The following is a 12,150-nucleotide window of genomic DNA, read 5'->3' as shown; positions in this document are numbered from 1 at the left end:
AGACATTGCAATGAAAAATTTAGAGGATATTATTGAAGAGGAAATAGATAGAAATATAAAAAAAATGAAATTTGATAAAAAATATATAGTAGTATTTGGAGCAAATTTAACAACAGAGTTTATTTTTAGATCTTTGAGTCAAAGGAATATATATGTTGATGCGGTTGTTGATAATGATATAAGTAAACAAGGTGAATTTGTTTTTGGTGTTAAAATATGTTCACCTGAAAATGGTCTTAAAGAATATAGAAGTAATGCTATTATTTTAATAGCATCTAAATATTATGGTGAGATGGTAAAACAATTAGAAAGTATGAATTATGAAAGAGATAAGCACATAATCAAAATTATAGATATATCTGAAGTGCCTAGTAAGTCAAATATTGAACAAAAAAATTTTGATGATAATGTTGAAAGTGTAAAAAGAGGGTTAGATGTTTATATAAAAATAATTAATAAATATGGAGACGATGTAAATATATTTATGATGCCATTAACTGGAACAGGAGATATGTACTTAGCAGGAACCTATCTAAAAGAATATATAGAAAATAACAATATTAAGAATTATGTGGTTACAGTTATAAAAGATTCATGTAAGAATTTGTGTGAATGGTTTAATATTGAAAAAGTAGAAAAATTAGATATTGATGAATCAGATGCTTTAGTTAAGCTATCTATATTTATAGGAAAAAATAATATTAATATTTCCATATTACATTATCAGTATTTTAAAATACATACAGGTATATTGAATAACTGCGAAAGAAATCTGTATGAAAAAGTTGATTTTTTTAATATGTTTAAGTACTGCACATTTAATAGAAACTATAAACAATGTATTCCTAAAAGAGAAAATGATAATTTGTATGTAAGGAAATTATTTGAAGATGAGAAATTAGAAAAAGGAAATACAGTTATTTTATCTCCATATGCTCAAACATTTTTTAGACTTCCTAATGAGTTTTGGACAAAATTAGCGAAAAAGTTAATTATAAATGGATATATTGTGTGCACAAATAGTGCAGGAGAAAGCGAACCAATTATTGAAGGGACTAAATCTATATTTTTCCCACTTAAGGAGGCTTACAATGTGATAGAGTATGCTGGATATTTTGTAGGTTTGAGGAGTGGATTTTGTGATATTGTTAGTGAGACAAAAGCAAAAAAAGTAGTATTATATCAAGAAAGTTTAATTTTTCCCAATGCTTTTAAATTCTTTTCATTAAAAGATATCAGTAATGATAAAAAAATAACTGAGATCAAATATACTTATAATGATGATGATAAAATTATTAATCAAGTATTATTTGGATTAGGTCTTGTAGAATAGAGGGAGGACAAATGAATATTTTAGTTGCGCTAAATGATGCTTATGTTGCACCACTTGAGGTGATGTTAACATCTTTATTTGAAACAAATAAGTGGTGTAAAATTAAGGTTTTTCTATTTTATTCGAATATAAAAGAGAGTAATATAAAAAAAATAAAAATGCTTGTAGAAAAGAATGGGCATTTATTTGAAGCGATTTTTGTATCAACGAATTTTTTTGATAATTTACCTCAAATAAAAAGAATTTCTAACGAAACATATTATAGATTATTATGTGCAGAACTATTACCAGAAAATATAGATAAAGTTCTATATTTAGATGCAGATATAATAATTAAAGAATCGTTAAAACAACTTTATAATTCTCAAATGGGAAAATTTTATTTCTTTGCAGCCAAAGATGAAAATATAGATATTGATAATTGGAAAATTCATAAGAAATTAAATATACCATTAAATAAGCCTTATATTAATGCAGGTGTATTACTGATTAACCTTAAGTTATTTAGAGAAGAGGTTAGAACAGAAGAACTATTTGAATTTGTTAAATTGAATTATAAAAAGTTGTATTTTTCTGATCAAGATGTTATAAATTCTATGTTTTATAATAAAATTAAAGTCATAAGTTTAAATTATAATTGTAAATCATGTTTAGTGAACGACAACTTAATAAAGTATTTACTATTTATAGTTAATAAAAAAAATAGGATGGATATAAAAATAATTCATTATCTCGCTGATGATAAGCCGTGGAAAAAAGGGTTTCATTCTAGGTATGGTAGGTATTTTTATAAATATGCTAAAATATCTAAAAATGATGAAATGAATCAGCATTCCAATTATAATAAGCATTTTTGGTTATATAATTATTTATATAACAAATATATACACAAAAATTAATTTTAGGAGGAAATAATTATGAAAAAAGGAATTGTATCAATTTTATCTACTGTTGCTGGGGTGGCAATAGGTGCAGGAGCAACAACTTATTTAGCAAATAAATCTAAAAATCAGCAACAAGGATGTATAGAAAGATATACAACATACTACAATATGTTAAATCAGTGGCTTATTTTAAAAACAGAGGGAAGATCTCTTGAAGAGTATTTTAAAGAGAATAATTATAATAAAGTTGCTATTTATGGAATGGGTGAACTTGGGTGTAGATTATATGAGGATTTAAAAGATACAAGTATAGAAGTAAAATATTGTATTGATAGAAATTTGGATGGTGTTTATTCTGAACTTGATGTTTTTTCGCTAGATGATGAATTAGAAGAAGTTGATGCGATTGTTGTAAGTCCAGTATATGATTTTGAAGTTATTGAAAAGAATATAAGTGAAAAAGTTGATTATAGCGTTATTTCTCTTGAAGATGTAATTTATGCAATATAATATATTTGGAAAGTACAATTGATAAATTTATGGAGGTTATAAATTAAATGGTAAGTATCGTGTTGCCTGTGTATAATGGTGAAAAATACATTAGAGAGTCAATTGAAAGTATTTTGCAGCAAACATACTCTGATATTGAATTGATTATAGTAAATGATGCATCTACGGATAGAACAGAAGAAATAATTTCAGAATATGCACTAAAAGATTCTAGAATTAAGATTATTAAAAATGAACAAAATAAAAGATTACCGAAATCTTTAAATATAGGATTTTCAGATGCAAGTGGTGAGTTCTATACATGGACATCAGATGATAATAAATATGCAAAAAATGCAATTGAAGAAATGGTTAAAGTGATGAACGGAAACAAAAATATAGATTTCGTTTATGCGCAGTGTGTTAATATTGATAAATCTGGACGAAAAAAGGGTAAGGGATTTGCTAGCAATATAGAAAATTTGTATATTGGGAATTGCATACAAGCATGTTTTTTATATAGAAGTAATGTGCATAAAGTTTTAAATGGATATGATTCAACAAAATTTCTCTATGAAGATTATGATTTCTGGCTTAGGGCTTATGAGCACAAATTTAAATTTTATTTTATTGATAAAGTTTTGTATGAATATAGAATACATAGAGAATCACTAACAACTAAAAAAAGAGAAGAAGTAACTAAAATGGTTATTGAGGTAATAAAAAATAATTTGAAAAAAGTTGATAAAAAAAATTTTAGATTAAAGGGAAAAATTTACAAAAGATTGTCTCAATTGTATTCTGAAGATAATAAAGATAAATTGTCAAAATTTTATTGGCTGCTTGGCCTTATATGTGATAATAATATTACTTTAAGAAAAAATAGAAATAAATCATAATTATAATAATAAATTTATTAGTATAGGTTTCATAATTTTTTCTATTGTATATTGGAGGCAGGGTATTAGTATAAGGAGATTATGATTTATGGATATGAAAAAAAGTTATAAAATAGAAAAAGATAAGTATATAATATTTGGTACTGGAAATTTTGCAGAATGGGTATTTGAAAAGATATGTAAAAAAGTTAATATTATTGCTTTTGCTGATAATAATAGTAAAAAGTGGACTGTAAATACTAACGAACAGTTATTTCAGCTTCCTATCATAAATCCTAATTCGCTTTATGAAATTGTAAGTGATTGTGAAGTGATTATTGCAAGCACATATTTTTATGAAATTTATAATCAATTGATTAGAGACTTAGGGATAGATGATAATAAAATTAGGATTATCACGCCTCAAAGAAAAAAGTTTATAGATGAAAATGAAAGGTTGCTTGGAGATGATTTCATAAGAGTTGTAGATGATTTATTTGTTGATAATGATTTTTATAAGTATAAATTATTGTATAAAGATAATAAATTTTTTGTTAATAATGAATGTGTAGAGTTAGAAGTAAGTAAAAATATTTGTATAAGTAAGGGATTTACATTATTCATTACAACATACAATAGACCTGAACTATTGAAAAGATGCTTGAATTATTTTTCATCATGCTTAGACGATAATTTTATTATTTCCAAAATATATGTCATTGATGTTAGTGAGGAGAAGTTCTTTAAAGAAAATGATGATGTTATTAAAGAATATAAGAACATTGAAATTAATCATAATAAATATGAATTAGGTGTGTTTTTTCATAAATTTATTTTTGAAGTTTATGAGCAAATTGAAGATGATTATATAGCAGTATGTGCAGACGACGATTTTTTAATGAAAGAGTCAATAACAAGGTCTATATATGAAATGGAAACAGATAATGAAATCATAACAGTCTTAGGAAATCAATATTATTTTATAGACAATGATTTAAATAACTTTTATTATAATGAGTTTATTGACTCAAAAAATTGTATCTATAGCAAAAATGTTATTGATAGAATAGGAAACAAAAATGAGCAATATGAAGGGTTGTATAAAGTATTTAATAAAAAATTATATAAAAATTTATTGGATGAAAATGTTGAGTTTTTAGCTAATAAAAATATTATATATGTTCAATTAAGAGAACTTTTTTATTATTACATGTTACCTTTATATGGGAAAATGAAGTATGTTAGTATGCCATTTGGAATAAGGAATGCAGATACAAATAGTTGGGGAGGAGAAGTTAATTCTTATAATAACTTACATTCCACAATTGAGCACAAAAAATTAGAAGAGCATTATTCTTTAGCGAGAATACATATGGTGAAAAAAATTATAAAGTTAGGAAAAAATGAAGAACTTGCAGAAAAAATAACAGATAAAGTCTTTACTTATTTTTTTGAACAACAAATAGAGCGATATAAGAATGTTGAAGGCATAAACATAGAACAAAGGTTTTTAGAAAAAGATTATTTTAAAATAATAGATGGAAAATTTATAAATGCAAAATGATGGGATTTTAATTTAGTTAAGGAGATAAAAATGAATTTAATTGTTTATGGAACAGGAAAATGTAGTGAGGAATGTACAGAAATTTTAAATAAGCATGATATTGATATTATGGCATATGTAGACTCGGATAGTACAAAGCAAGGTGAAAAGTTTTTAGGTAAGTATATTATAAAGCTTGAAGAAATAAATAATTACATATATGACTATATATTAATAGCTAGTTCGTATTTTCAAGAAATTAAAAATAGATTAATACAGAATAAAGTCTGTGACACAAAAAAAATAATAAATTATTTTGAATTAAATAAAATGTTTACTTTGGAATACTATAAAAAGAATGCAAATGAAGTTGAAAATGATGGAGAATTAATAGCAGCTATAAAATATTTGGAGAAAAATCCTATAAATATTTTTTGTGATGAATTTGTAGAAAAATATAAAGTTGATGATATTCAGGTATTTCTTGATGATGAAAAAAAATTGAGATATGTAATTTATGAGAATAAGAAGATATATTTCAAGAGAAGTATGAACGAAAATGAAATATTAAATTACTATAATGAGTTGCGTAAGGAGCAGGATGAAAAATCACCACATAGATATTTAACTAAACAATTTGATATTAAAAAGGATTCAGTTATTATAGATGTTGGTGTTGCTGAAGGAAACTTTACAATAAGTGTTATTGATAAAATTAGAAAGGCATATTTATTCGAAGTTGATGAAGAGTGGATAGAAGCTTTGAATGCAACATTTGAGCCATATAAGGATAAGGTTGAAATTATACCAACGTATATATCTAATCACAATAGTGGGATTAATAGAACATTAGATAGTTTTAATTTCTTAGAAAAAATTGACCTTGTTAAATTTGATATTGAAGGTGAGGAAGAAAAAGCACTTGAAGGAGCTAGTGTTTTACTAGAGCAAAAGGAATTAAAGCTTTTAGTTTGCACATATCATAAATACAATGATGCTATAATAATTAGTAACCTTTTAAAGGAAAAGGGGTATTCAGTTGAGCATTCTAAAGGATATATGTTATTCATATATGATGATTATTTTTTAGAACATCCACAATTTAGAAGAGGACTTGTAAGAGCTCAAAAGTAAGAAAAAATTGCTGAATTTTGGAGGGGTATTAATATGAAAACAATAGCATTATATTTGCCGCAATATCATACTATTCCTGAAAATGACTTGTGGTGGGGAAAAGGATTTACTGAATGGACAAATGTTAAAAGAGGTAAACCATATTACAAAAATCATTATCAACCAATACAACCATTAAATAATAATTACTATAATTTAATGGACAAGGAAGTTATGGAAAAGCAAGTTAAAATAGCAAAAAAATTTGGTGTAGATGGTTTTTGTTTTTATCACTATTATTTTTCAGGGAAGAAATTATTAGAAAAACCGGCAGAGATGTTTTTAAACAATAAAAATTTAGAGTTTTCGTTTTGCTTTTCATGGGCTAATCAATCATGGCAGAGAACATGGTATGGCAAAGATGGAAACTCAGAGATGCTACTAAAGCAGGTTTATGGAGAAAAAAAAGAATGGATAGAACATTTTGATTATTTATTACCATTTTTTAAAGATGATAGATATATAAAAATAGATAACAAACCTGTTTTTTTAATATACATGTCAAGAGATTTTAAAAAATGCAATGAAATGGTAAAACTTTGGAATGAAATGGCCAAAGAAAATGGTCTTTCAGGTATTTATTTTGTTACCATGCTAACAATATTTGAGCCAGATAATGTACATAAGTGCTTTGATGCGGCAGTTGAATTTGAACCATTATATGCATTGAGAGAGATTTCTAATTTTGAGAAAAATGTGAATTATAAAAAAGCTAAGTTATTTGAAAAAATTGGTGTTACAAAATATAATTTATTAAATAAACTATTTATTACCAATTATTCATATTCTAGATTGGTTTCTAATATAACAAAAAGAAATTATAAAGAGAATAAGAAAAAAGTTTTTTTAGGTGCATTTCCTTCTTGGGATAACACAGCAAGAAAAGATGAAAGTGGTCTAATCATAACAGGAAGTTCACCTGGGAAATTCAAAGAATTTTTAAAAACTCAAATTAAAAGGAGTAATGAGTTAGGGAATGAACTACTATTTATTAATGCATGGAATGAATGGTCAGAAGGTGCATATTTAGAGCCAGATAAAAAGTATAGATATGCTTATTTAAATGCAATAAAAGAAGCATTAAAGGAAGCTAAATACTAAATGGAATAGTTTTGATGAAATTGATTTGATATATAATTTTAAATAAATTTATTTATATGTGTAAAGGAAATGAGAAAATGATTAAAAATCAAATTAAAAAACTATATACTAAACTGATTAAAAAGCAATTTAAAAAATGTGGGAGAAATATAATAATTGAATATCCAGCATTTATTGCAGGCGGAGATAAAATTTCAATTGGTAATAATGTTATTTTACATAGAAATGCAAGAATTGAGACTTTGGATGCTTTTCAAAATCAAAGGTTTAAACCACATCTTGTAATTGGAAATGATGTTAGAATTAATCCATATTGCCATATAGGATGTGTTAATAAGATAATAATAGGAAATGATGTTTTGATAGCATCAAATGTATTAATTATTGATCATTTTCATGGAACAAGTGAATATAAACAATTAAAAATTCCTCCAAGGAGTAGAAAGTTATACTGTAAAGGTCCTATTATTATAAAAGATAATGTTTGGATAGGAGAAAATGTATCTATTCTTCCAGGTGTTACAATTGGTAAAAATGCAATCATAGGTGCAAATTCGGTTGTTACTAAGGATGTTCCAGAAAATTCAATTGTAGGAGGGAATCCAGCACGGGTAATAAAAATATTAAAGGAGTCTTAGATTTATGAGAATTGTCTTTGTTAATTTGCATTGTAATGTTTTTTTTATAAAACCATTCAATCATATCTTGCAAGGTAATAAGTTAAAAACTTTTAAACAAAGATACTTATTGGATTATGCTATTAAAAAAGGAATTAAAGTGGTAAATTATATAAATGATGAAGGGACAACTGCACCAAAATGGATGAATAAATATTCAAGTAATAATTTAGGAAGAGTTCAAGAAAGTAAATTAGTTTTTTGGAAGAATCATATTGATGTATCTAAAATAGAGATAATTACTGATATTAAATCTATACAAAAAGATGATATAGTAATGATTTCATATTACTATAGGGATCAAATGAAATGTTTGAAAAATGTAAATGGATATAAAGTTGTACTAGGACAACATTTTATTTCATTATATTCCAATCCTAATCTATCCAAGATGGGTGTAAATTGTTTTGTGAACGAGGTTGATGTATCTAAAAATAAATTCATAAATAAGTACTTTAATTTAAATAACGTAAATCAATATATACTGCCATTTGTATTTCAGGACAGATTTAAAAAGAAAGTAAGTGCAGATAGGAGAAAAAATAAAGCATTAGCAATAGGAACACTTTCTACAGTAAAGGGTGCAGGCTATGATGAATATGTGAAATTTACAGGAACTTATTGGGTACAACCAATACGAAGAGAAATTTTACTCAAGAAAAATAAGTTGGTTGAATATATAGATTCTAATATTTCATATATATTTGAAGATAAAACTTACGAAATTATTGAGAAGGATTTAGTAATTATTAAGGAACTAAAGAAAGTGTATAATTGGTTTCATGGATGGAGGCAAACGAATTATCTATCCTTTGATATGGTTGATAGATTTAATGAGTATAAAATGTTTATATGCCCAGAAGAAGCTATAGGTATGCCAGGTATAGGATTTGTTGAAGGTATGGCATGTGGGTGCGCATATATAGGATTAGATCATGATATGTATAAATGTTTAGGACTAATACCAGGGATTCATTACATTGCTTATGATGGAACATTAGAAGATTTAATAGAAAAAATTAAATATTATCAAGAGCATAATGAAGAACTTGAAATAATAGCAAAAGCGGGGTATTCATATGTTAGAAAAAATTTCAACCAAACAATTGTTGCAAAGAAATTTTTTGATTATATTAAGGTAAGAGCGCAAGAGAATTTTGAAGGAAGATGATAGTTGTGAATGCAAATGAAATAAAAAAACCGAAAGTATTTATTATGGATGTTGATGGAATCCTTACAGATGGATCGTTTTATTATACAATTGAAGGAAAAGTAATGAAAAAATTCGGAGCAGATGATAATGATGCTTTAAGTTTATTAAAGCCATATATAAATATAATTTTTGTCACTGGTGATAAAAAAGGATTCCCTATTAGTAAAAAAAGAATTGTTGATGATATGCATATGAAATTAGAATTAGTTAGTACAATTAAACGTATTGATTGGATTAAACAATATTATGATCCTGAAGAGGTAATATATATGGGAGATGGAATTTTTGATCATTATGTCATGAGAGAAGTTGGATATTCTATATCAGTTTCTAATGGTGACAATAATGCAAAGATGTATGCAGATTATGTAACTCAGAGGAATGGAGGAAGTCGTGCTGTAGCAGAAGCATGTATGCATATATTAGAAAAGTTCTTTGAAAAATTTGATCCTGAAAAATTACCAACAGAAAAAATTAATGTTAGAAGGGATTGGACAGTATGATTAGGGAAGAGCTTGAAAGATTAATTGTACAGAAGCGTACATTACTTGGAGTTGGGCCAATGAGCACCAATTGTATTGACGCATCAATTGAATTAGCAAATAGCTATAATGTTCCTATAATGCTTATTGCAAGTAGAAGGCAAATTGATTCAGAAAGATTTGGTGGAGGATATGTTAATAATTGGACAACTTCACAATTTGCAGATTATGTATTAGATAGAGATATGGAAGGGAAAATTATACTAGCTAGAGATCATGGTGGGCCATGGCAAAATCCTTTAGAAAAAGAAAAAAGGCTAGGATTAAGAAGAGCTATGGAATCTGCAAAAGAGTCATATAAGGCTGATATAGAAGCAGGTTTTCAAATTATACATATAGATCCTAGTGTTGATATACATACAACACCTTCTTCAGATGAAATTTTAGATAGGGTTTTCGAATTATATGAATATTGCTGTAAAATTGCATGTGATAAAGGTAAGAAGATTGAATTTGAAATTGGAACAGAAGAGCAATCTGGAAGTACTAGTACAGGTTCGTCTTTTAAACATATGTTAGAGAAGGTAAATAAATTTTGTGAAAAAAACAAATATCCTAAACCTTTATTCGTAGTAGTACAAAATGGTACTCGTGTAATTGAAATGAGGAATGTTGGGTCTTTTGATTTTCCTGTTCGTGTTAAGGGAGAAATTCCTCCGGAAATTCAAGTACCTTATATGTCAAAAATATGTGAAGAAAATGGTGTCTTTATGAAAGCACACAATACAGATTACCTTTCAGATGAATCATTACAATGGTATCCAAGGCTTGGTATTCATTCTGCTAATATTGCACCAGAGTTTGGCGTTATTGAAACAAAATCTCTTATTGAGATTCTAGAAAATAATAATCTTAATGAGTTAGCAGAAAACATTTTAAGTTTATCTTATAATTCGAAAAAATGGCATAAATGGATGGCACATAATACAAAGGCATCAGATAGAGAAAAAGCAATAATAGCTGGTCATTACATATTTTCTGATGAAAATTTTATAGAAGCGAAATTAAAAGCTGCAATGGAATTACAAAAAAAGAATATTATTTTAGATGACTATTTAAAAGAGAATGTTAAAAGTTCAATAATGAGATACTTAATAAATTTTAGGTTGGTGAGAAAATGAAAAATATAGCAACAATTATATTAAATCGTAATCTTCCAGAGCCTACAAATGCCTTGGTTGAACATATTATGCAGTATGATGGAGAAATTACAGACATATATGTTGTTGAGGCAGGGTCTGATGAAGATAAAATATCGAAATACTGTACTTGGTATGTTGATACACCGGATGTTAAAAAAAATGGGTTAAGATATTCAAGAGGCATGAATTATGCATTAAGTGAACTATGGAAAACAAATAAATTTGAAAAATATGAAGCATTTTTTTTGATTACAAACGACGCAGAATTAGAAAATAAATCAACATTGAAACCATTGATGGAGATATTAAAGGAGCACAGTAGAGTAGGAATACTTTCACCTTGTTCAAATAATTGGGGAGAGAAAATTTTATTGGCAAATGATTCTATAAAGTATTTTTGGTTTATACATAATAATGCATATTTTTTAAGAAGAGAATTTATTGAAGATATATATAATAGTGATGAACCAGGATTTATGAATTTTTTATTTGATGGAAGTAATTTTAGAGGATATTTAACTGAAGTGGAATTGATTGCAAAAGCATATGCTAATAATTGGGCAGCAGCTATTACAGCTCAAGTAATAGTAGAAGAAAATGAAAGTTATTTAATTAATCATTCTGATATTATAAAAACAGAAACATACAATGAAAACTTAAAATTGTATGTAGAAGAAGGCCTTAAATGGATTAAGAAAAAATATGGATTTAATAATCGGTGGGTTATGCAACAGTATGTAAAAATGTTCTATGAGAGCTTTTTTGAATATAATCCTGAATTAAAGAAATATAAAATTAAGTAGAAATAAGAAGGAGAGTATTTAGTATGACTAAAATTATTGAAAAACCTTGGGGTAGTGAAGAAATTATTGAAATAAATGAGATTTATATGTTTAAAAAGTTATTAATGAAAAAAGGACATAGATGTAGTTTACAGTATCATGAACATAAAAAGGAAACAATATATGTACTAAGTGGAGAGTTACGTATCCTTTATGGAGAAGATAGAGATAATTTGGAAAGTAAAATATATATGAAGGGAGAATCTATTACGATAGAACCTATGATGGTACATAGAATGGAAGCTGTAAGTGATAGTGAATATTTTGAGGCTAGCACTCCTGAAATCGATGATGTTATTAGATTATCTGATGATTATGAAAGGAGTAAATAAA

13 protein-coding genes are annotated in these 12,150 nt (G+C 26.4%); all 13 read left to right on the top strand.

The genetic code is table 11. The features are described from left to right. Positions 1-10 precede the first annotated feature (10 nt). Positions 11-1,333, top strand: a complete 1,323-nt coding sequence (locus CSPA_RS22125; RefSeq protein WP_015394622.1) for a hypothetical protein — start codon at positions 11-13, stop codon at positions 1,331-1,333. A gap of 11 nt (positions 1,334-1,344) precedes the next feature. Then, the gene (locus CSPA_RS22120) at positions 1,345-2,232 is read left to right on the top strand and encodes a glycosyltransferase family 8 protein (RefSeq protein WP_015394621.1); all 888 of its coding nucleotides are present in this window, start codon (positions 1,345-1,347) and stop codon (positions 2,230-2,232) included. 18 nt (positions 2,233-2,250) lie between these two features. Next, positions 2,251-2,727, top strand: a complete 477-nt coding sequence (locus tag CSPA_RS22115; protein WP_015394620.1) for a hypothetical protein — start codon at positions 2,251-2,253, stop codon at positions 2,725-2,727. Positions 2,728-2,774: 47 nt separating this feature from the next. Then, positions 2,775-3,605, top strand: coding sequence for a glycosyltransferase family 2 protein (locus CSPA_RS22110; RefSeq protein WP_015394619.1), 831 nt, complete (start codon positions 2,775-2,777; stop codon positions 3,603-3,605). A gap of 88 nt (positions 3,606-3,693) precedes the next feature. Beyond that, positions 3,694-5,148, top strand: a complete 1,455-nt coding sequence (locus tag CSPA_RS22105) for a glycosyltransferase family 2 protein (RefSeq protein WP_015394618.1) — start codon at positions 3,694-3,696, stop codon at positions 5,146-5,148. Positions 5,149-5,178: 30 nt separating this feature from the next. Further along, positions 5,179-6,261: an FkbM family methyltransferase gene (locus CSPA_RS22100; RefSeq protein WP_015394617.1), complete on the top strand. Its 1,083-nt coding sequence runs from the start codon at positions 5,179-5,181 to the stop codon at positions 6,259-6,261. A 33-nt stretch (positions 6,262-6,294) separates the two neighbouring features. Then, the gene (locus tag CSPA_RS22095) at positions 6,295-7,401 is read left to right on the top strand and encodes a glycosyltransferase WbsX family protein (RefSeq protein WP_015394616.1); all 1,107 of its coding nucleotides are present in this window, start codon (positions 6,295-6,297) and stop codon (positions 7,399-7,401) included. 77 nt (positions 7,402-7,478) lie between these two features. Then, positions 7,479-8,039 carry an acyltransferase gene (locus CSPA_RS22090; protein WP_015394615.1) on the top strand — a complete coding sequence of 187 codons (561 nt, stop codon included), beginning with the start codon at positions 7,479-7,481 and terminating at the stop codon, positions 8,037-8,039. Positions 8,040-8,043: 4 nt separating this feature from the next. Continuing rightward, the gene (locus CSPA_RS22085; protein ID WP_015394614.1) at positions 8,044-9,249 is read left to right on the top strand and encodes a glycosyltransferase; all 1,206 of its coding nucleotides are present in this window, start codon (positions 8,044-8,046) and stop codon (positions 9,247-9,249) included. Beyond that, positions 9,246-9,794, top strand: coding sequence for an HAD hydrolase family protein (locus CSPA_RS22080; RefSeq protein WP_015394613.1), 549 nt, complete (start codon positions 9,246-9,248; stop codon positions 9,792-9,794). The genes CSPA_RS22085 and CSPA_RS22080 overlap by 4 nt, the downstream gene beginning before the upstream one ends. Next, positions 9,791-10,954 carry a class II D-tagatose-bisphosphate aldolase non-catalytic subunit gene (locus tag CSPA_RS22075; RefSeq protein ID WP_015394612.1) on the top strand — a complete coding sequence of 388 codons (1,164 nt, stop codon included), beginning with the start codon at positions 9,791-9,793 and terminating at the stop codon, positions 10,952-10,954. Before CSPA_RS22080 ends, CSPA_RS22075 begins: the two co-directional genes overlap by 4 nt. Next, positions 10,951-11,778: a glycosyltransferase family protein gene (locus tag CSPA_RS22070; RefSeq protein ID WP_015394611.1), complete on the top strand. Its 828-nt coding sequence runs from the start codon at positions 10,951-10,953 to the stop codon at positions 11,776-11,778. Before CSPA_RS22075 ends, CSPA_RS22070 begins: the two co-directional genes overlap by 4 nt. Before the next feature lie 23 nt (positions 11,779-11,801). Then, a complete protein-coding gene (locus CSPA_RS22065) occupies positions 11,802-12,149 on the top strand; it encodes a cupin domain-containing protein (protein ID WP_015394610.1) in 348 nt (115 codons plus the stop codon). The last annotated feature ends 1 nt before the right edge of the window (position 12,150 follow it).

Source organism: Clostridium saccharoperbutylacetonicum N1-4(HMT) (genome assembly GCF_000340885.1).
Classification (GTDB): Bacteria; Bacillota; Clostridia; order Clostridiales; family Clostridiaceae; genus Clostridium; species Clostridium saccharoperbutylacetonicum.
The sequence above is the reverse complement of the archived record's forward strand: the minus strand, read 5'-3'. Positions and strand labels throughout refer to the sequence as shown.